Annotated in this window: 19 protein-coding genes; 3 read left to right on the top strand and 16 right to left on the bottom strand. The window is 61.3% G+C overall.

Annotated features, from left to right (window positions below; translation table 11 throughout):
- Nucleotides 1-22 precede the first annotated feature (22 nt).
- From ACTOZL_RS02440 to ACTOZL_RS02385, 12 genes are all read right to left on the bottom strand, one after another.
- Nucleotides 23-1,261: a hypothetical protein gene (locus tag ACTOZL_RS02440; protein ID WP_482476492.1), complete on the bottom strand. Its 1,239-nt coding sequence runs from the start codon at nt 1,259-1,261 to the stop codon at nt 23-25.
- 172 nt (nt 1,262-1,433) lie between these two features.
- On the bottom strand, nt 1,434-1,634 hold the full coding sequence (locus tag ACTOZL_RS02435) for a ferredoxin-thioredoxin reductase catalytic domain-containing protein (RefSeq protein WP_482476491.1): 201 nt from the start codon (nt 1,632-1,634) through the stop codon (nt 1,434-1,436).
- 131 nt (nt 1,635-1,765) lie between these two features.
- On the bottom strand, nt 1,766-2,140 hold the full coding sequence (locus ACTOZL_RS02430) for a desulfoferrodoxin family protein (protein ID WP_482476490.1): 375 nt from the start codon (nt 2,138-2,140) through the stop codon (nt 1,766-1,768).
- A 26-nt stretch (nt 2,141-2,166) separates the two neighbouring features.
- Nucleotides 2,167-2,922 (bottom strand): DUF134 domain-containing protein, encoded by a 756-nt coding sequence (locus ACTOZL_RS02425; RefSeq protein ID WP_482476489.1) that lies wholly within the window; start codon nt 2,920-2,922, stop codon nt 2,167-2,169.
- Between the two features lie 137 nt (nt 2,923-3,059).
- Nucleotides 3,060-5,795: an FtsK/SpoIIIE family DNA translocase gene (locus ACTOZL_RS02420; protein WP_482476488.1), complete on the bottom strand. Its 2,736-nt coding sequence runs from the start codon at nt 5,793-5,795 to the stop codon at nt 3,060-3,062.
- Nucleotides 5,796-5,810: 15 nt separating this feature from the next.
- Nucleotides 5,811-6,653 (bottom strand): undecaprenyl-diphosphate phosphatase, encoded by an 843-nt coding sequence (locus tag ACTOZL_RS02415; protein ID WP_482476487.1) that lies wholly within the window; start codon nt 6,651-6,653, stop codon nt 5,811-5,813.
- 14 nt (nt 6,654-6,667) lie between these two features.
- Nucleotides 6,668-8,080 (bottom strand): aminopeptidase, encoded by a 1,413-nt coding sequence (locus ACTOZL_RS02410; protein ID WP_482476486.1) that lies wholly within the window; start codon nt 8,078-8,080, stop codon nt 6,668-6,670.
- A gap of 25 nt (nt 8,081-8,105) precedes the next feature.
- On the bottom strand, nt 8,106-8,738 hold the full coding sequence (gene coaE, locus ACTOZL_RS02405) for a dephospho-CoA kinase (protein ID WP_482476485.1): 633 nt from the start codon (nt 8,736-8,738) through the stop codon (nt 8,106-8,108).
- Entirely contained in the window at nt 8,735-9,373 is a 639-nt protein-coding gene (locus ACTOZL_RS02400) for an L-threonylcarbamoyladenylate synthase (RefSeq protein ID WP_482476484.1), read from the bottom strand. Before ACTOZL_RS02400 ends, coaE begins: the two co-directional genes overlap by 4 nt.
- A 3-nt stretch (nt 9,374-9,376) precedes the next feature.
- Nucleotides 9,377-10,429 carry a peptide chain release factor 1 gene (gene prfA, locus ACTOZL_RS02395; RefSeq protein ID WP_482476483.1) on the bottom strand — a complete coding sequence of 351 codons (1,053 nt, stop codon included), beginning with the start codon at nt 10,427-10,429 and terminating at the stop codon, nt 9,377-9,379.
- Between the two features lies 1 nt (nt 10,430).
- A complete protein-coding gene (locus ACTOZL_RS02390) occupies nt 10,431-10,730 on the bottom strand; it encodes a hypothetical protein (protein ID WP_482476482.1) in 300 nt (99 codons plus the stop codon).
- Nucleotides 10,731-10,797: 67 nt separating this feature from the next.
- Nucleotides 10,798-12,693: an ABC-F family ATP-binding cassette domain-containing protein gene (locus ACTOZL_RS02385; RefSeq protein WP_482476481.1), complete on the bottom strand. Its 1,896-nt coding sequence runs from the start codon at nt 12,691-12,693 to the stop codon at nt 10,798-10,800.
- A 135-nt stretch (nt 12,694-12,828) separates the two neighbouring features.
- Here ACTOZL_RS02385 and ACTOZL_RS02380 point away from each other — a divergent pair, with 135 nt between their 5' ends.
- Nucleotides 12,829-13,869 carry a translation initiation factor eIF-2B alpha/beta/delta subunit family protein gene (locus ACTOZL_RS02380; RefSeq protein WP_482476480.1) on the top strand — a complete coding sequence of 347 codons (1,041 nt, stop codon included), beginning with the start codon at nt 12,829-12,831 and terminating at the stop codon, nt 13,867-13,869.
- 64 nt (nt 13,870-13,933) lie between these two features.
- Here the strand turns inward: ACTOZL_RS02380 and ACTOZL_RS02375 are convergent, their stop codons facing one another.
- The 3 genes from ACTOZL_RS02375 to ACTOZL_RS02365 all read right to left on the bottom strand — a co-directional run bounded on the left by ACTOZL_RS02375 (nt 13,934) and on the right by ACTOZL_RS02365 (nt 16,863).
- Entirely contained in the window at nt 13,934-15,325 is a 1,392-nt protein-coding gene (locus ACTOZL_RS02375) for a UDP-N-acetylmuramoyl-tripeptide--D-alanyl-D-alanine ligase (protein WP_482476479.1), read from the bottom strand.
- A gap of 69 nt (nt 15,326-15,394) precedes the next feature.
- Nucleotides 15,395-16,447 (bottom strand): D-alanine--D-alanine ligase family protein, encoded by a 1,053-nt coding sequence (locus tag ACTOZL_RS02370; protein WP_482476478.1) that lies wholly within the window; start codon nt 16,445-16,447, stop codon nt 15,395-15,397.
- A 227-nt stretch (nt 16,448-16,674) separates the two neighbouring features.
- Complete coding sequence (locus ACTOZL_RS02365; RefSeq protein ID WP_482476477.1) at nt 16,675-16,863, bottom strand: 4Fe-4S binding protein; 189 nt, start codon at nt 16,861-16,863, stop codon at nt 16,675-16,677.
- Between the two features lie 163 nt (nt 16,864-17,026).
- On the opposite strand from ACTOZL_RS02365, the gene ACTOZL_RS02360 reads away from it, so the two are divergent.
- Nucleotides 17,027-17,179 carry a hypothetical protein gene (locus tag ACTOZL_RS02360; protein ID WP_482476476.1) on the top strand — a complete coding sequence of 51 codons (153 nt, stop codon included), beginning with the start codon at nt 17,027-17,029 and terminating at the stop codon, nt 17,177-17,179.
- A complete protein-coding gene (locus ACTOZL_RS02355) occupies nt 17,176-19,626 on the top strand; it encodes an ATP-dependent Clp protease ATP-binding subunit (protein ID WP_482476475.1) in 2,451 nt (816 codons plus the stop codon). The genes ACTOZL_RS02360 and ACTOZL_RS02355 overlap by 4 nt, the downstream gene beginning before the upstream one ends.
- Before the next feature lie 50 nt (nt 19,627-19,676).
- Here ACTOZL_RS02355 and ACTOZL_RS02350 read toward each other — a convergent pair.
- The coding region (locus tag ACTOZL_RS02350) for a hypothetical protein (RefSeq protein WP_482476474.1) at nt 19,677-20,021 on the bottom strand (345 nt) is incomplete at its 5' end.

The following is a 20,021-nucleotide window of genomic DNA, read 5'->3' as shown; positions in this document are numbered from 1 at the left end:
CTTTCGGGCAACCACCGCTGGTTCAGCGGGTATATTTGTCAAAGCTTGCGCGCAATAAACTCTCATACTGGGCCGCTTGGTCCCCCCGGCGGTCAATCACCCCTTGCAGCGGGGTCTCCCGGATGGAAACAGTCAGCAGCAGGTCCAGTAGTTCCTCGAAAAACTCCCCTTCACACAGGTGGACCACCCCGCAGCCTATATTCTCCAACCAAAACAGGTCGATCACATCCAGCCCGGTCTGGTCCTCAAAGCGGCTGAGGAGATATACCCCCCGGCGCAGGCCCTTCCCAGGGGAGCGGCGAAAGACGGTGTAATATACCTCCCCCTGCCAGCGGTGGAATACGTCCCAGCTTCGCCGGGAATCGCTGAGGGCATAGAGCCCCCGGAGGAACCGCCGGCCTGAGCGCTTACTCAGGCGGTACCAGCGTATCCCGCCCCCTTGGGTCCACTCCATCAGGGCATTGCCCACCTCCCGGTCTAGCAGGGGGGCGCGGAAGGGCTCCGGTTGGAATTCCCGCGCCAGGCGCTGGAAGCGCTCCGCCAGTTCCGACAGGCGGCGGACATCCATCACGTCTTTGATCCGGTTTAAGATGTCCACCAGGTCTCTCGTATGCAGTTGGGCGGCATGTCCCACCCGGTCGTTGACCACGATATTATAGATGATCTCTTCCATGGCCTGGATGCCCTGGAAGTAGGCAGAGAGGGTGGCGCATTGCAGGGCCTTTTCCCCGTCGCTGCGGCCATCCAGCCAGCGGTCCAGGGCCTCTAGCTCCCGGCCGGGGTTCTCCTCCATCAGGCGCAGGATGCGATGGATGGGGCCGGGGTCGTAATCGCTCTCCCCAAAGAAGTCGCTGGCATTGTCGCTGACCCTGCCCCACAGGCTGGCGTAACGCTCCTGTTCCTCAGCGGGCAGGGTGGTTTGAAAGTCCATGTTGAGGAAGCGCACCCGGATCTCCCCCTCGGCATCCTGCTCCCGTTCCACGAAATACAGGTCCCCCCGCTGGGGCGGGCCGTAGAAATCCTCATACCATTTGAAATGAATATAAAAGCTGCTCTCCTGCTGGGCTGCCGCCACCCAGGCCATAGTTGTCCATGCTTCGCGTATGGGTGCCCCTTTTCCGGCATACTGGTCGAACATCCGGGCAATGTTTGGGTCCGAGAGTATGTCGTGGTACATCCAGCATATCCTGTGCTGATCGGTATCTCCCATGAGCTCGTCCACGGCGTCACGGTCTAAATAGATGGGGTCATCAAAGCACATGTATCAGCGGCAGCCTCCGATTCCTTCAAAGTGGTTACAAATTAGTTACCAATTTGTATTATAGCAGGTGTTCCCGCTCTCTTCAATCGAAAAGCAACGCTTTCTATAAAAAAAGACAAATTTCTTTGGAAATGGATGGGGCCCTCCCGTTTTGCCGGGGGGCCCCATGGTCTCAATCCTTTGATTTGTAGTAGAGCATACAGTGGCAATAGCCCTCAAACTCTGGGTCCTTGATCTGGGCCTTGAACTCCTCGCACATACACTTGTTCTCCTCGGTCCGTTCCAGACGGCAGGGGCAATAGCCCCCGGTCTGCTTCAACCCTTCCCGGATCATGTCGGCAATCTCCTGGTTGGGGTTCACTTTGATTTTCAAGCTGTCTGCACCTCCTGTTCCGTTTTCTGCTCCTGACTTTCATTCTATGCCGCTGAGAACAATTTATCCTCTGATGTTTCCATCAGAGGATAAATGATACAGACGGCGAAACGCCTCAGCTTTGCGTTTTCTCAGGCTTTCCAGAGGCCGTGCAGGTTGCAGTAGGCATACACAGCTTCCACCTCATCCCCGTCGCACAGGGCGAAGCAGACCTTGGGCTCCTGGCCGGGCTGCAGGGCCTTGCGCTGGTTGCCGGACTTGGTCTGCAGGGATATCCACTCAATGTAATGCTCCGGGGCCATGGGGTGCTCCACAGAGCCCACGGTCACGTGGACCTGGTTGCCCTCCACGGTGTACACAGGCATGTGCTTCTCCGCAGCAGCGTCAGTGGTACCGGGGATGATCTCCTTCATCTCCTTACCGCAGCACATGGTAGGCGCCTTGCTCCCCTTCACCATAGCAACGATTTTTCCGCAATGTTCACATTCATAAAACTTTTGTTCCATTTTGTTTACCCTCCGATATTTATTTTTTAATGAGAACAACTGCTGTGACCGCAGTTGTGTGCTCCGTCTCCATGGCCATGGCCGTGGTGGTCGCAGTGTACGTCAGGGTCATAGCCCAATTTCCCCGCCAGCAGGGCTTCCACCGCCCCGTCAGCCTCCCCGGTGACACCGCCGTAGAGCTGAATGCCTGCCTGGGCCAGGGCATTCTGGGCCCCGCCGCCGATGCCGCCGCAGATCAGGGTATCCACCTGGTTGAGGCGGAGGAACTCCGCCAAGGCCCCGTGGCCATAGCCGTTGGCGTCCGCCACCTGGCTGGACTGGACCGCCCCGTTTTCCACGTCGTAAAACTTAAAGGCCTGGGTATGGCCGAAATGCTGAAAGATTTTTCCGTCCTCATACGTCACTGCAATTCTCATGGCTTTGTTTCCTTTCCGCATAAGGGGCCGCTCCCCCCGCCTCCGGCACCGCTGGCGGAGGCAATGGGCCGACCTGCCCTGGCACATCTGATAACTGCCGCCGTCGATAATGAGCGGTTTGCCGTTGAGCAGGCTGTCAGCGAGCTTATACCTGGCCGCCTCATAAATCTCCGTCACTGTGGCCCGGGATATCCGCATTTGCTGGGCTGCCTGTTCATGGGTCCGTTTTTCATAGTCCACCAATCGGATGGCCTCGTATTCGTCCAAAGAGAGTATGACGGTTTCCGGCGGAGATATTCCATCGGGATGAAAGCTAACATAATCCGGCTCCTGGCAAATCGTCCGCATCCGTTTCGGCCTGGCCACTGTGCCGCCCCCTTTTCCGTTATATGCTGATTATACTATAACACATTCCCATAAGAAAGGGACTTAGTCACACAAGCCCATCTTTTCTCAAAAGAACAGGAGCCGGGGCGTTCCCCAGCTCCTGTTGTTCTATTTCTCTAGGGTTCAAAGCTCTGGGGCACCGCCTCAAAGCTGAGGATTTCATCCTCCACCGGAGGCGAGACCTCCTGGGCGGGTTCCGCCCCGCCGCCGTTCTTCATGCTCTCCCACTGCTCCTTGGTGATGAGAAGCTGCCGGGGCTTGGAGCCCTCAAAGGGACCCACAATGCCCTCCTCCTCCATCTGATCCACTAGACGGGCCGCCCGGGCATAGCCCAGCTTCAGCCGCCGTTGGAGCATGGAGACGGAGGCCTGGCCTAGCTCCATAATCACGTCCACCGCCGCAGGGAAGAGCTCGTCGTGCTCGTCGCCGCTGCTCTCCCCAGCCGGGAACGCCCCGGCCCCGCCGGAGGAGGACTTGCTGCCCTTCTTCTCCGACTCGCTGACGTGCTGCTCGATCTGTTCCATCACATCGTCGTCGTAGGCAGCGGTGCTGTTCTGCTTCACGCAGTCCACCACAGCGGCCACCTCCTCGTCGGAGATGAAGCAGCCCTGAACCCGGAGGGGCTTGCCGGAACCCAAGGGGAACCAGAGCATGTCGCCCTTGCCCACCAGCTTTTCCGCGCCGGTGTTGTCCAGGATAATCCGGGACTCCAAAGAGGAGGCCACGGCAAAAGCCACCCGGGAGGGGATGTTGGCTTTCATCAGGCCGGTGATCACGTCGGCGGAAGGCCGCTGGGTGGCAATCACCAGGTGCATCCCGGCGGCACGGCCCATCTGGGCCACCCGGCAGATGGATTCCTCCACCTCCTTGGCCGCCACCAGCATCAAGTCCGCCAGCTCGTCGATGACGATGACGATCTTGGGCATCGTCTCCACGTTCTCCTGCTCCCTGGCCCAGTGGTTGTAGGAGTTCAGCTCCCGCACCCCGGCCTCGGAGAAGAGACGGTAACGCTTCATCATCTCCGTCACCGCCCATTGCAAGGCTCCGGCGGCCTTTTTCGGGTCTGTCACCACGGGAATCAGAAGGTGGGGGATGCCGTTGTAGCCCCCCAGCTCCACCATTTTCGGGTCCACCATGATGAGCCGCAGCTCCTCCGGGGTGGACTTATAGAGCATACTGACAATAAGAGAGTTGATACACACAGACTTACCGGAACCGGTGGTACCGGCGATGAGCATGTGGGGCAGCTTGGCGCAGTCCCCTACAATGTAATTCCCCCCGATGTCCTTGCCCACAGAGAACGCAGCGCTGGACTTATGCCGCTGGAAGTCCGAGGCACTGAGCACCTCCCGGATGTTCACGGGGATCACGTTCTTGTTGGGTACCTCCACGCCCACCATGGATATCTTGTCGGGCACGGGGGCAATCCGGACACTGGCCACGCCCAGGGCCAAGGCCACGTCGTCGGAGAGGTTGGTGAGCTTGTTCAGCCGCACCCCCTGTTTCAGGGCGATCTCGTAACGGGTCACAGAGGGGCCCTGAACCGCCCCCACCACCTGGCCGTCGATGCCAAAGGATTTCAGCACCCCAGACAGGCGCTCCATCGTCCCCTCCAACTCCTCGTGGGCCGCCTGGGCCCCCTCGCCGCTGGGCGCGGTGAGCAGCTCCAAGGGGGGATAGATATAGGTCTTGGGGGTATCTTCCAAGCTCTGTTCGATAACCCCCGCCACCTCTGCCTCCGCCTGCCGCAGTTCTTCCTTCTTCTGGGCCTTGGTGGGCAGGGGCGGAGCAGCCGGGGTGGGCGTTGGTGCCGGGGGTTCCGGCGGGGGCGGGGGGGCAGCGGTGATGGGCTGCCACTCCGGTTCCTCCGCCAGAGGCGGGGGTTCTGGTGGGAGCTCCTCCGGTTCTGGTGGTTTCGTACCGCCCCGTTTGAACAGACCAACCCGTTCCTTCTTTGAAGGCGCTTCCTCCGGCTTCTCCTCTTGGAAGAATAGGTCGTCCTCTGGTGTATCTTCTTCCGGAGGCAGAGGAGGTAGGTCGTCCAGGGGCAGGTCCGCCGCTTTCCTGCGCCGCTCCCGTCTCATCCGGGGGGGCGGGGGTGGGGCAGTCCTGGCCTGGACCAGGGGGAACTCTTCCTCGTCCTCCTCTTCTGGGCCATCGTAGATGTAGCTGTCGTCGTCGTATTCCTCTTCATACTCCGCCTGATAGATCATTCGTTCCCGTCGATCCTGGATGAAGTGCATCACCCGGGCCGGGGTGATATGGAAGGCCCCAGCCAATAGTACCAGCAGCACCAGCACGAAGATCAGCCCCGCCCCCAGCTTGCTGAACCAAGCAGAGAAGGACACGCTCAGGGCGCCCCCCAGCATCCCACCGCTGAGGAGGTTCCCACCGTCTCGGCCCAGTTGGGAAAATGCGGCGATGCCTATCTCATATTTATATGGAGAAAGGCTCAGGTGGAGCAGAGCGCCAAAAAACAGCGGCAGCAGCCCAACGCACCACAGCCGCACCGTCAGGCGGCGCTGACGCTGGAAGAGCAGCAGGTACACCGCCATCACCAGGGCGAAGGGAGCCAGCCAGAAGCCGTAGCCGATAAGGCCCTTCACGGCGACACAGATGAAGTCCACCACCAGGGCATTGATCCCGGCCACGCCCAGGATCAGCATGAGGGCCAGGAAAGTGCAGACCGCCGCGGCAATGCCCCGGCTGAACATGTCTGGCTGATAGGCTAGGGCCTTACGCTTGGCAGGGGCCTTGGCCCCCTTGCCGCTGGGCTTCCCCCCGCCGCTGGACTTGCTGCCACTGTTGGATTTTGCAGATTTACTTGTGGGTTTCTTTTGTGTGGATGCCATAGTTTCTCCTCGGGTTTACTTCCAGATCAGTGTCGTGATCACCGCTGCGGCGCCGACGCCCCAGCAGTAAAAAGCAAAGTTGCCGAACTTGCCCTTGTTGGCCAGATTGTTCACCAGGCGGATGGCAAAGTAGCCGGACACCGCCGCCACCAGCATTCCCACCAGGTAGATGGGCAACATTCTCACGTCGATCCCATCCGCCACCGCGTCCTTGATGCTGAGGATGTTGGCCCCCAGCACCGCAGGGATGGACATGAGGAAGGAAAACCGCACCGCAAAGTTGCGCCGGAAGCCCCGGGTGAGGCCCACGGAGATGGAGGTGCCGGAGCGGGAGAGGCCGGGAACCACTGCCACTGCCTGACCCACCCCCACCAGCAGGGCATCCAGCATGGTGGCAGAGCGGGCAGTCTTGCGTCCTCTGCCCATCCGGTCAGAGTAGAAGAGCAGGAAGCCAGTGACCAGCAGGGCGCAGCCGATGAAAATGGTGTTGCCATAGAGGCTCTCCACCTTGTCCTTGATGGGCAGCACCGCAAACAGGGGCAGGGTGGCAATGATAATCATCAAAACCATCCGCCCGGAGGGGGAAAGATGCTCCTGGTCCTGGCGGCGGCGCTTGGAGAACAGGCAGGCCACCAGGTTGAAAAAGCCCTGGATGAGCTCCAAAATGTCCTTCCAATAGTAGACGAACACCGCAATGAGGGTACCCAGGTGGAGCAAAACGTCAAAAAACAGGGTCTCCTCTGGGTTTGCCAGGCCGAAGAAGTGTTGGAACAGGGACAGGTGGCCCGAACTAGAGATGGGCAGGAATTCCGCCACGCCCTGGACCAGCCCCAATAGGATGGATGAAAAAATATGCAAGCGGATTCCCTCCTTTAACCGTGATACAGGGCCGTCATAGCCTTGTAGGTCATATAACAGTCCAGCTTGGCGGTGGTCTCAAAGGGGGCGTGCATGGACAGCACGGGGACCCCGGCATCAATGGTGTCGATGTTCCGGTTGGCCAAGTAGCAGGCCACGGTGCCGCCGCCCCCCTGGTCGGTCTTTCCCAGCTCCGCCAGCTGCCAGAGGACATGGTGCTGGGCAAAGAGCCGCCGCAGCCGTCCCACCAGCTCCGCCGAGGCATCAGAGGCCCCGGACTTCCCCCGGGCTCCGGTATACTTGCTGATGCACACACCGTAGTTGAAATAGGCGCTGTTGCGGCTCTCATAGGCATCGGCAAAGTTGGGGTCATAGGCGGCGGTGACATCGGCGGACAGGCAGAGGGAGGTTTCATAGCAGGCCTTCAAGGGCACCCCCTGGGCCTGACACAGGTCGCTCATGAACACATCAAAGGCCGCCGACTGCATCCCCGTCACACCCAGGGAGCCCACCTCCTCCTTGTCCGCCAGGACACACACCGCCGTAGTCTCCGGGATGCTGTCCAGGTCCAGGAGGGCTTGGAGGCAGGCAAAGGCGCAGACCCGGTCGTCCTGGCCGTAAGCCCCAATGACGGAGCGATCCAGGCCCACATCCACCGCCTTGGCGGCAGGGACAGCCATGAGCTCGGCAGAGAGGAAATCCTCCTCCACCATGCCATACTTCTCATGGAGCAGGTCCAGCACCCCCAGCTTCACCCGGTCACTCTCCCCCTTTTCCCCCAGGGGAACGCTGCCCACAAAGAGGTTGAGCTGTTCCGCTTTCACGATATCTCCCATGGTCTTTTTCCCCTGGTCTGCCGCCAGGTGGGGCAGCAGGTCCCCCACGGTAAACTGGGGGTCTCCCGGCTCTTCCCCGATGCGGATGGGCACCTCTGTGCCGTCCCGGAGCACCACCAGGCCGTGGAGAGCCAGGGGTATGGTGGTCCACTGGTACTTTTTGATGCCCCCATAGTAGTGGGTCTTGCAATAGGCCAGCTCCTTTTCCTCATAGAGCGGGTTTTGTTTCAGGTCCAGCCGGGGGGAGTCGATGTGGGCGGCGGCGATGGCTGCCCCCGCCGAGAGGGGCTTGCTGCCAATCACTGCCAGCATCAGCCCCTTCCCCCGGTTGCTGCGGTATACCTTGTCTCCTGGTTGCAGGGCCGCCCCCCGCTCTAGGGGACGAAAGCCCGCCTGCTGGGCCAGGGCCACCCCATAGCTGACGCACTCCCGCTCGGTTTTGCCCTCGTCCAGGAAGTGCTTATAGGCTGTGCAATAGCGCTCCATGGCCTCCCGGTCCTCTTCGGTCAAAACATCATAGCCGTTGGTGCGCTGGAGGAAAAGCTCCTCCTTCTTCTGCTGCGCCAGGGTAGGCGCTTTCGTCTCAGTCATGGTTCCCCCTCCTTTAAGTATGCTATCATGGGCGCAAGGCACCCGCCTTGGTCTCGCTGACAGATTGGGCGATGATCTCCCGGAACAGGGCCTGAGCCCGCTGGGCAAAGCTCTCCGGGGTGTCCCCCTCGTCGTTCTCCAAGCAGTAGTCGCAGCGGGCCTTGAACCACGCGCTGCTCTGCTGGGCCGACACCCGCATCCGGGCATACTCCTCGGAAATCCCCTCCCGGGCCATGATCCGCCGGATGCGCAGCGCTTCCGGGGCGGTGATGGCCACGGTGCAGTCGCAAAAGTCCAGCAAACCGCCCTCCAACAGGGCAATGGCGTCGATGGCCGCCGCCGGGCGGCCCTGGGCCCGGGCCGCGTCCAGCCGCGCCCCCACCGCCTGGCTGATGTACTTGTGGGTGATGGCGTTCAAGTCCTCCAAGGCCGCCGGATCCTGAAAGACGATGGCCCCCAGCTTTTTCCTGGCCAGTTGTCCGTTTTCATACACTGGGCCGAAGCGCTCTGTGAGCTCCCGGCGCAGGTCGTCGCTGTTGGCGGTGAGCGCATGGTACACCGCGTCGGCGTCGATGATCTCCCCACCCAGGGCCACCAAGGCCCCCAGGGCAGTGGTCTTTCCTGCCCCGGTGGGGCCGGTGATGCCGATCACCCTCATGCCTGGTGCTCCCGGATGAAGGCCAGCAGTTCTTCCGTGGGGATGCCCCCCTCCCGGAGGACCTTGGGCTCCTCCTCCGTGAGGTCCACCACAGTGGAGGCCACCCCCAGGGCGCTGGAACCGCCGTCCACCACGCCCTCAATCTTCCCATCGAAGTAGGCCAACACCTCTTGGGCGTTCTTGGCCGGCTCCTTCCCGGAAAGATTGGCGGAGGTAGCCGCCAAGGGGAAGTCCGCCTTTTTGATGATATCCAAGGCCAGGGGATGGTCTGGGCAGCGGACCCCCAAGGTATCTGTCTCAGCCGTGACCATCAGGGGCACCACGCCCTTGTCCTCGAGCACCATCGTCAGGGGGCCGGGCCAATACTTCTCCGCCAGGCGATAGGCCACAGGGGGGATGTTCTGGCAGTACCGCTCCACCATCTCCATGCCGCTGACCAAGACACTGATGGGTTTTTCATAGTCCCGATCCTTTAAGTCAAAGATTTTCTGTACGGCCACACCGTCCCTGGCGTTGGCGGTGAGGCCATAGACCGTCTCTGTGGGAATCGCCACCAGACCGCCCTTCCAGAGCATGGTGGCCGCCTCCTGGGTCTCCTCTATGCTATACCGAACGGTATTGATCAATGTCTTCATTTCTCATTCGCTCCTTTTTTGTTCCTGGTCCCAGAGCCGCAGGGCGCTGATGATCTCCTCTAGCTCTCCGTCCATGACGCTGTCGATCTTATATAAGGTCAGGCCTACCCGGTGGTCCGTCACCCGGCCTTGGGGGAAGTTGTAGGTACGGATGCGCTCGTTGCGCATCCCGCTGCCCACCTGGCTGCGGCGCTCTCCGGCGATGGCCGCCGCCTGCTCCTCTGCCGCCCGCTCGTAGAGCCGGGAGCGGAGGATAGACAGGGCGCGGTCCTTGTTCTTATGCTGGCTGCGTTGGTCCTGGCACTCCACCACGGTCCCTGTGGGCAGGTGGGTCACCCGGATGGCGGACTCCGTTTTGTTCACGTGCTGTCCCCCGGCCCCGGAGGAACGGAAGGTGTCGATGCGCAAATCGTTGGGGTCAAGATGGAACTCCACCTCGTCCACCTGGGGCAGCACCGCCACAGTACAGGTGGAGGTATGGATACGCCCTCCGGACTCCGTCTCCGGCACCCGCTGGACCCGGTGGACACCACTCTCGTGCTTCAAGCGGGCATAGGCCCCCGCCCCCTCCACCAGGAAGGAGACCTCCTTGAAGCCCCCCAGCTCCGTCTCGCTGACCCCGGCGGCCTCTAGCCGCCAGCCCTGTTTCTCCACGTACATGGCGTACATCCGGTAGAGGCTGGCGGCAAACAGGGCCGCCTCCTCCCCGCCTACCCCGGCGCGAATCTCCATAAGCACGTCTTTTTCGTCCATGGGGTCCTTGGGCAGGAGCATTTGGCGCAGGCTTTCTTCCAACGCCTCCACCTGCTCCTTCACCCCGTCGTATTCCAAGCGGGCCAGCTCCCGGCACTCCGGGTCCCCCAGCAGCGCTTCCAAGCCCGCCAGCTCCCGGACCTTGGCCTGGTATTGGCGCAACTGCTCCACCAGGGGGGTGAGCTCCTTTTGCTCCCGGCTGAGCTTGGCCACCAGCTCCGGGTCGTTATAGGTCTCGTTCTGGGCCAGTTGGGCCTCCACCTCTTCCAGGCGCAATGCCAGCTTGTTTAGCTGCTGGTGCATGTTACGCGTCCTTCTCCTTGTCCGCCTGCTCTGCCGCCTTTTCCTCCGCCTCCCGGCGTTGGTAGTCCTGAAGCATAGCCTCATACTGGTTCATCATCATGGAGAACTCATAGGCTGACTGCTCCGACTGGCTCATGGGGGTCATAGACTCCTCCATTTTTTCCCGGAACCGGCTGTTCTCCTGCTCGTCCGCCTCGTCGATTTCGTTGAGCTCCCCGGCCGCGGCCTTTTCCTCCATCAGCTGGAAGAGCTCCTGCATCTTATCCTCTGTGGTCTGGGGATTCTTTTCCTGTTGATCCATGTCCCTGTCTCCTTTGTTCCTTTTCTAATGCGTCAGCCGCCGCCTGATGCGGGGCATATCCTACAGCTTAGCCCGGGCTGCTCCCCTCCTCCGCCTGGATGGCGGTGGATAGGGTTTCCCAGGTCTCCATGAGGGCGTCATACTCCGCAGTATATGCCCCCTCCTGCTCCAACAGCTCTTGGAGCGTTTGGTAATCGGAAGCCGCTGCCTCCTTCTGGCCCTCCAACTCCTCCAAGAGCTGGTCCAGCTTTTCCATGCGTTTTTCCGCCGCGGCCAGCTCTTTTTTCAGCTGCTTGGTACCGCCGCTGCGCTTGGGCTTTTCCTTTTTGGGCTTCTCCTCTTTCTTGGTGGGTGGGGGCAAGGTCTTTTGCCGCTCCCGCATGGCCTGGTAAGCGGTGTAATCCCCCTTGAAGTCGGAAATCTTTCCGTCCTCCAAGGTCCAAATCCGGGTGGCGAAGCGGTCGATGAAGTACCGGTCGTGGGAGACAAACAGCAGTGTCCCCCCATAGTCCTCCACCGCCCCCTCCATCCACTCCCTGGCGTCCAGGTCTAGGTGGTTGGTGGGCTCGTCCAGGATCAGCAGGTTCACCTGCTCGTCCATGAGCATACACAGCCGCAGGCGGCTCTGCTCCCCGCCGGAGAGGACGGATACCGGCTTGAACACGTCCTCCCCTTGGAAGAGGAAGCGGCCCAGACGGTCCCTGGCCTGCTGGGGGGTACAGTTGGCCTCGTAAATCATGGTGTCGAAGAGGCTGCGCTCCGGGTGGGCAAAGTGAATCTGTTGGGGCAGGTAGCCGGTCTTTACTGTAAGGCCCTGCTTGATTTTTCCCCCGTCCTGGGCTTCCTCCCCCAGGAGGATTTTCAAAAGGGTGGACTTCCCTGTGCCGTTGTCCCCCAACAGGGCAATGCGCTCCCCGTCGTCCACCCGGAGGGTAACATGGGAGAATAGGGTCCGCGTCCCGAAGGACTTTTCCAACTCCGTGATGCTCAGCAGGTCGTCAGCCCGGAACTCTGCCTGGTTGAAATGGGCCTTCATTTTCCGCTCCTGGGTGGGGCGGGCGGTCTGTTCCAGCTTGGCAATGCGCTTTTCAATGGAGAACGCCCGTTTGTTCAAGTGCTCGGTGTTGTGCTCGTGCATCATCCGGGCGGTGTCGGAAAGGCGTTGGATTTCCGCCTGCTCCTTCTTATAACGGCGCAGCTGTTCCAGATACCGCCGTTCCTTTTCCACCGCGTAGAAGGAGTAGTTGCCGCTGTAAAACTCCGCTTTCCCGTCCTTGAGCTCCACCACCCGGGCGATGGTCCTGTCCAGGAAATACCGGTCGTGGGAGATCACCAGAACGGTGCCTTTATAGTGGCGGATATAGTCCTCCAACCAGACGGTGGCGTTTAGGTCCAGGTGGTTGGTGGGCTCGTCCAGCAGGAGAATTTCTGTGTCCATGAGGATGAGCCGGGCCAGGTTCACCCGGGTCTTTTCCCCGCCGGAGAGGTCGGCAAAGAGTTGCTCTCGGAAGCTGCGCTCCAACCCCAGGCCGGTGCAGACCTTTTCCAGGCGCATCTCCGTCTCATAGCCGCCGCCGGTTTCGAAGGCGGTCTGAAGTCGGTCGTAACGGGCCAAGAGCTCCCGGTCCCCCTGGGCCAGCTTGTCGGAAAGGCTGTGAATCTCCGCCTCCATGGCCTTCAGCTCGTCGAAGGCCGTGCGCAGCACATCCTCCACCCGGTACCCCCCTGGGTACACAGGGATCTGGGAGATCAGCCCCAGGCGCTTCCCCGGCGCGATGCTCACGCTCCCGCCGTCTGCCTCCTCCTGCCCAGTGAGGATACGGAAGAGGGTGGTCTTTCCCGCGCCGTTGCGGCCCAAAATGCCCACCCGCTCCCCGGTGTCCACCTGGAAGCTCAGCCCGTCCAGGACAGGCTGGCCCAGCTCATATTCTTTTGTGACGTCATGTATTGCGATGTCGATCATGGCGCTTCGTTCCTTTGTCTTGCATGATTGTGAATTGGGTGTGGCGCGGGGCGGTAAAGTGTGGTATGATACCAATATCGTCAGTTCCCGCCCTCTTGGGGCGGAATTTTACAAATTTTAGGAGGCACACAGCGTATGATCGCACTTCAGTGGCAGGATAAAGTCCTGTCCCTTCTGGATCAGTCCAAGTATCCCCAGGAAGAGTCCTGGATCACCTGCTCCACCGTGGAGGAGACCGCCGCAGCCCTCTCCTCCGGCGCTATTCTGGATGAGAAAATCGCCGCCATCGCCGGGGCGTATGCCTATTGCCTGGCCGCCTTGGCCAAGCAGGACGCCCAGCAGACCCCCGCCTTTGACGAGGCCTTAGCCCAGGCCAAGGCCCTGCTGCTGGACAGCCGCAGCGGCGCCCGGGACATGGCCGCCGCCCTGGACTTCATGGAGCATCCTCCAGAAGCCTATACCAAAAATGTTGACCGGCTGACCACCCTTCTGGCCACCGCTGTCACCTATGAGCGCCAGCAGGTGGTGGCCGACCGGAACACCTGCCGCAACGGCACAGAGCTCATGGGGGAGGGCACCCGCGTGCTGGTTCGGGCAGACCGGGGGGCGTTCCACTCCGCTTCCCCCTGTGGTTCCCTAGGCATCGTCCGCCGGGGGTACAAGCGGGATATCTTGGAGCAAATCACCCTCTGCCAGGGAAAGCCGGAACTGGCCGGGGAAGGGCTGCTGGCCCAAGAGCTGGACCGGGACAAGGTCCCCTGCACCGTCCTCCCCGACAATGCCGCCGCCACCTTCCTCTCCAACCAGGGGGCTCACATGGTGCTGTGCGACGGCATCCTAGCGGCGAAAAATGGGGACTTGAAAGCCCCTGTGGGGGCTTATGAGCTGGCCATTGTCAGCTATTTCCACTCCATCCCCTTCTATGCGGTGATGAATGCCGACGACGTGGACCTCTCTCTGGAAAGCGGCGCGGCCTTCTTGGCAGACGCCAAGCCCATCGAGCCCTCCCCCGCTGGCATCCAGGGCTGGGCACCAGCCTATGACGTGATTCCCGCCTTCCTCATCACCGGGATGATCACCGACCGGGGCATCGTCAGCGCCCCCTATGAGGAAACCTTGGACGAGCTGGTGAAGCACACACCCCGGAAAATGATCCTCAACTTTGATGAGCTATAATCCAAATCTATCTGAACGGAACGGGCCCTTGGGGGCCCGTTCTCTTTTCTTTCGCTGCTGGGGCTTAGCCCTCCGGGGCCAGGCGGCGGACTTCCCGCACCAATTCCTCAAAGGCCATCCCCCGGGATGCCTTCGCCAGCACCACCGCCCCCGGCTGGATGAGCTGGGGCAGAAGGGCTTTGGCCTCCGCCTTGTCCTTGGCATAGTACACCGCAGGGACATGGGAGGCCTTGGCCCCCTCGTAGATGTTCCGGGCCAGCTCCCCCACCGCCAGCAGGACGTCAATGTTCCCCACGTTGCCGGCATATTCACCCACGCTGTAGTGCAGCTCCGGGCCCAAACTACCCAGTTCGAACATATCCCCCAGGATGGCCACCCGCTTGGTCCCCCCACTCTGGGACAGGACTTCCAAGGCAGCACCCATGGACTGGGGGTTGGCGTTGTAGGCGTCGTCCAGGATGGTCACTTCCCCCTGGTGCAGCACGTTCATGCGCATCTTCGTGGGGACAAAGGCGTGGATGCCCCGGATCAGCTCCTCTTCATTTAAGCCAAAGTGCTCTCCGATTACGCAGGAGATGAGCACGGGATAGATCATGTGGCTCCCCAAGGCGGGCACCGTCACCTCGAATGCCCGCTCAGGGGTATGTACGGTACACTTCATCCCCTGGGCCCCCAGCTGCTGGATGGACTTGGCCTGGTAGGGCGGATGGTGATCCGCCCCGCAGAAGATGATGGATGGGGTGATCTTCCCCTCTAAGCCCCGCAGGAGGGGATCGTCGCCGTTGAGCACCGCCAGGGAACCGGGCTTCATGTAGTGGAAGATCTCCGACTTGGCCTTGAGGATGTTCTCCCGGCTGCCCAGGTTTTCAATGTGGGAGTCCCCGATGTTGGTCATCACCGCCACGTCGGGGCACACCAGGCTGGTGAGGTAGTCGATCTCCCCAAAGTGGTTCATGCCCATCTCCAACACGCAGATCTCGTCCTTCCGGCTCAGGCGGAAGAGGGTTAGGGGCAGGCCCAGCTCGTTGTTGAAGTTCCCCTCGGTCTTGAGCACCCGGTATTTGGCCCCCAGAACCGAGGCCACCATGTCTTTCGTGGTAGTCTTGCCCACACTGCCGGTGATCCCCACCACTGGGATGGGGAAACGGGCCTTATAGGCCCTGGCCACCTGGCCGATGGCCACCATGGTGTCCGGCACCTTGATGTAGAACTTGTCGTTGTCCAGGGTTTCTGGGACTTCCTCTGTCAGGCAGCCTGCGGCGCCGCTCTCCAACGCGGTGGCAATGTAGCGGTGGCCGTCGGTGCGCTCCCCCCGCAGGGCCACGAACAGGGCGCCAGGATGGATGGCGCGGCTGTCGGTCTCCACAGAGGTGACGGTCTTTTCCCAATGGGAAAACCCGCCCAGGGAAACGCCGCCGGTCGCTTCCAGCAGCTCTCGAACTGTCATAGCTTCCATGGAATTTCTCCTCTATCCTCAAAAATCACCCAAAAGGGGTGGGGCGGGCTGTCCCGCCTTTTTTCTGGGTCATCCGTTGCCCCGCAGGCGCAGGGATTCCTCCACGATGGCCTGGCACAGGGCAGGGTAGCCGATGCCCACCGCCGCCGCCTCCTGGGGCACCAGGCTGGTGGGGGTCATGCCAGGGAGGGTGTTGATCTCCAGGAACCAGGGGGTCCCTGTCTCGTCCACGATAAAGTCCGCCCGGGAGTAGACCCCCAGGCCCAGGGCACGGTAGACCGTCAGGGCCGCCTGCTGCACCGCCGCCTCCCAAGCAGGGGGGATGGGGGCGGGGGTGACTTCCTCCGCCGCGCCGGGCTGGTACTTGTTGTTATAGTCATAAAATCCCGTTTTGGGGATGATCTCAATGGAGGGCAGGGCCCGGTCCTCCAACAGGGCCACCTGGATTTCCCGGCCGGTGATGTATTCCTCCACCACGCAGGCCCCCCCCAGGGCCAAGCTCTCCTCCAAAGCGGCGCGGAGCTCCTCCCGGCTGTGGGTGATGAACACCCCAATGGAAGAACCGCTGGCCACCGGCTTCACCACGCTGGGCAGGGGCAATTCCTGGGTCAGGGGCTCGATCTGCTGCTGGGTGAGCTGCAAGCGCTGCCAACGGGGGGTCTGGACGCCCAGGTGGGCAATGAGGCGCTTGGTCAAGTCTTTGTCCATGGCGATGCCAGAACCCAAATATCCGGAACCGGTATAGGGAATGCCCAGCAGGTCGAAGGCCGCCTGGACCCGACCATCCTCCCCACAGGTACCGTGGAGAGCCAGGAACACAATGTCCGCCATTTGGCACAGCTCCAACACCCCCTGACCAAACTGGCTGGGGCTCTCCAACCGCCGGGCGGCTTTCACCGCCGCCAGATCCGGGGCCCCGGGGGCGATGTTTCGCCACCGGTCGGAGATGGGCTGGTCAAAATAGTCCCCCAATGGGCCGTTATAATCCTCCAACCCTATGTACATATCCACCAGGGCCGCTTGGTGGCCTAAACTCTGTAAGGCGTGGGCGATCATGGTCCCGGAGGAGAGGGAGACGTTCCGCTCCGGGCTGAGACCGCCGGCCAGCACAACAATTTTCACTGTGGTGCCCTCCTTATTCTAAATTGAAGTTTGGGCTTATCCTATCGTATACCGCAGGGGCCGGTTGTGTGAAGCGCCGGCGCCTCCGCAGCCGCCTGGATGAGGGCACAGGTTCACAGTTTCTTTTTAATATAGCACATTCCCGCTGAAATCTCAACAAAAACAAAACAGGTGTACCGCATTTCTTTGCGGCACACCTGTTTTATTTCTTAGATTAGGAGAAAAAATTACTCCTCGAAGCCCAGAGCCTTGGGATCGGTCTCGCAGGCGTCTTCGCAGCCGCCGCAATCAATGCACTCGGAAGTGACGACGCAGACGTCCTTCCCGTTGACGTTGCCCTCAACGATGGCGTTGGTGGGACATTCATCGATGCACTTCTTGCAGAAGGTGCACAGTTCGGGGTTGATCACATACATGGTTTAGCTACCTCCAATCAAATTTCTTGGCACTGACCATTGTAACATAACTTTTGAAAAATGCAATTCAAAATTCACTGAAAAATGTTGGTTATTTTTCTGGTTTTCGGGCATGATTTTTATAGATTTTACACACAGAACCAAGTTGGAGAGGAGTTTCTCTATGCAAAACCGCTTATCCATCCCAGACTTTCCCGCCAGCGCCACCCCCAATTTAGAGGGTGCGCCCCGCTCGGAGAGCCATGAAGCACGCAACCAATCCGTCACGCCCCCTGAAGTTGGGCCGGAACAGGGGAAAAAGGAGGGGAATCCATGAAAACTGCCGCCTTTTCCCCCTGCGCCAAGGGCAGCCTGGCCATTGCCGGGGCCATGGCCCAGCGTCTGGGGCACGATTACGTAGGCAGCGAACACCTGCTGCTGGGTTTCCTTCAGCAGCCCAAGTGTGGCGCGGCCAAGCTCTTAGCCCAAGCCGGGGCGGAGCAGAAAAAAATTATGGGGGCCCTCACCCGCCGGCAGGGGATCGGCTCCCCCCTCCCCCATCACCGGCAGCTCACCAACCGTCTGGAAAAGATTGTGGAGCTGGCGGTGGCCGAGGCTGTGGGGATGAAACACAGCCAGGTGGGCAGCCGCCACCTGCTCTTAGGGATGCTGCGCCAGGGGGACGGCAGCGCCGTGGCACTGCTGGAAGAGGTGGGCATCCAACCCAACCAGCTCTATCAGGAAACCCTGGCTTCTCTCGGCAGCGGGGGGACCTATTCCTCCCGCTCCAAGGAGGAACGGGAATACACCCCACCCCCCACCGGGGCCGCCACCCGCCTGCTGGACCAGCACGCCCGGGACATGATCCAGCAGGCCGCCCAGGGGGGCTTTGACCCGGTGGCCGGTCGGGAGGAAGAGGTGCGCCGCCTGATCCAAATCCTCCTGCGCCGGAGCAAGAACAATCCCCTGCTGCTGGGGGACCCCGGCGTGGGCAAAACCGCCGTGGTGGAGGGCCTAGCCCAGCGGATGGCCCGGGGCCAGGTGCCTGACCAGCTGCGCAACAAGCGCCTGATGGCCCTGGACCTGCCCTCCATCGTGGCGGGGACCAAGTACCGGGGAGAATTTGAGGACCGGATGAAGAATATCCTGGGGGAGGTGGCCCGGGCAGGGAACGTGATCCTCTTCCTGGATGAGCTCCACACCATCGTGGGGGCGGGCAGCGCCGAGGGAGCCATTGACGCCGCCAACATCCTCAAACCCGCCTTGGCCCGGAGCCAAATCCAGCTCATCGGCGCCACCACGGTGGACGAATACCGGCGGATCATCGAAAAAGACGCCGCCCTGGAACGGCGCTTCCAAAGTGTCCGGGTGGAGGAGCCCAGCCAGCAGGAGGCCCTTGCCATCCTCCACTCCCTGGTGCCCCGGTACAGCCTCCATCACCAGATCAGCTTCCAGCGGGAGGCCTTGGAGGCCGCTGTCTCCCTGTCCGTGCGTTACCTGCCGGACCGTCGGCTGCCGGACAAGGCCATCGACCTTTTGGACGAGGCCGCCGCCCAAGCAAGGCTGCAAACCATGGGGCCTCCGTCGGAGTTGCAGGCCTTAGAGGGACGCATCCAGCAGGCGGCCCGGGAGCGCAACGAGGCCATCGCCAACCAGGACTATGAGACCGCCGCCCGCTGCCGGGACGCGGAGCTGGATTTCCGCCGGGAGTTGGAGACCTCCGTCCGCCGCTGGCAGGCGGGGAAAAAAGAGCCTGCCGTCACCCCCCAGGAGGTGGCGGGGGTGGTGTCCCAGTGGACAGGCATTCCCCTCACCTCCCTGACCCAGCCGGAGAAGGAACGGCTGCTACAGCTGGAAACAGAACTCCACAAACGGGTCATTGGCCAGGATGCCGCAGTCAACGCGGTGGCCCGTGCCGTCCGCCGGGGTCGGACAGGACTGAAGGAGCCGGACCGTCCTGTGGGGGCTTTCCTCTTCCTGGGCCCCACAGGGGTGGGGAAAACCGAGCTGTGCAAAGCCTTGGCTCAGGTACTTTTTGGCCAGGAGGAGGCCCTCCTACGCTTCGACATGTCAGAATTTTCCGAAAAGCACACCACCAGCCGCCTCACCGGCTCCCCGCCGGGCTATGTGGGCCATGAGGAGGGGGGCCAGCTCACCGAGGCCGTCCGGCGGCACCCCTATTCCGTGCTGCTCTTTGACGAGCTGGAAAAAGCCCACCCCGATGTCTGGGGGCTACTGTTGCAGATCATGGAGGACGGCATCCTCACCGACGCCCACGGCAAAAAAACCGATTTTCGCAACACCGTGGTGGTCATGACCTCCAACGTGGGGGGTGAGCGGCTCTCCGCTGGGACCACCCTGGGCTTCTCCTCCCAGGAGCAGGACCAAAAGACTGGGGAGGCCGTGTTGCAGCGGGAGCTGCGGCAGGTGTTCCGGCCGGAATTCCTCAACCGTCTGGATGAAACCGTCGTCTTTCATCCCTTGGAGAACCGGGAACTCACCGCCATTGCCAAAAAGCTCCTGCGCTCGGTAGGCCAGCGGATGGCAGATCAGGGGGTGCGCTTCCTCCCCACAGAGGCGGCGGTGGCCCATCTGGTCCAGGCCGGTACCGACAAGCGCTATGGAGCCCGTCCCCTGCGGCGGCTCATCCGCAGCGAGGTGGAAAACCCCGCCGCAGAACTGTTGCTCCGGGAGGAAATCCGCTCCGGCAGTACCTTATATTTGGAAGAACAGGGCGGGAAGCTGACCCTGGTGCCCCTGCGATCCAGTCCTACACAGAGATAAACTTGCCCCCCAGCAGGACCATTCGATGGCCCTGCTGGGGGGCGTGTGATTTACTTCGCCTGTGCTCTGTTCGTCGTTACGGTCTTGTTGTCTGTCTCGCCGCCTGCGGAGGCGGTGATGGTGACAACTGCGTAGTAAGATACGCCGGGGGTTCCCTTGTACGTATAACTGCCGCTTTTTCTGCTGGCATTTAAAGCCATCAACCCATTGCCCGTACTGCCCTTGATTGTGGTTACATAGCTTCCGTCGCTTTTACGAATCACAATGGATGAGGCCCCAATTGACGTTGCCCTCTGATTCGCACTTGCATTAAACGATATTTTCACTTCACCTGAGTTGGCCCCAGCTGATGCGGATGCGTCGTATGTGCTCAAAACGTTTGCTGCCCGTTCTAC

Source organism: Evtepia sp. (assembly GCF_056797215.1).
This window is presented reverse-complemented; position numbering and strand designations above follow the sequence as displayed.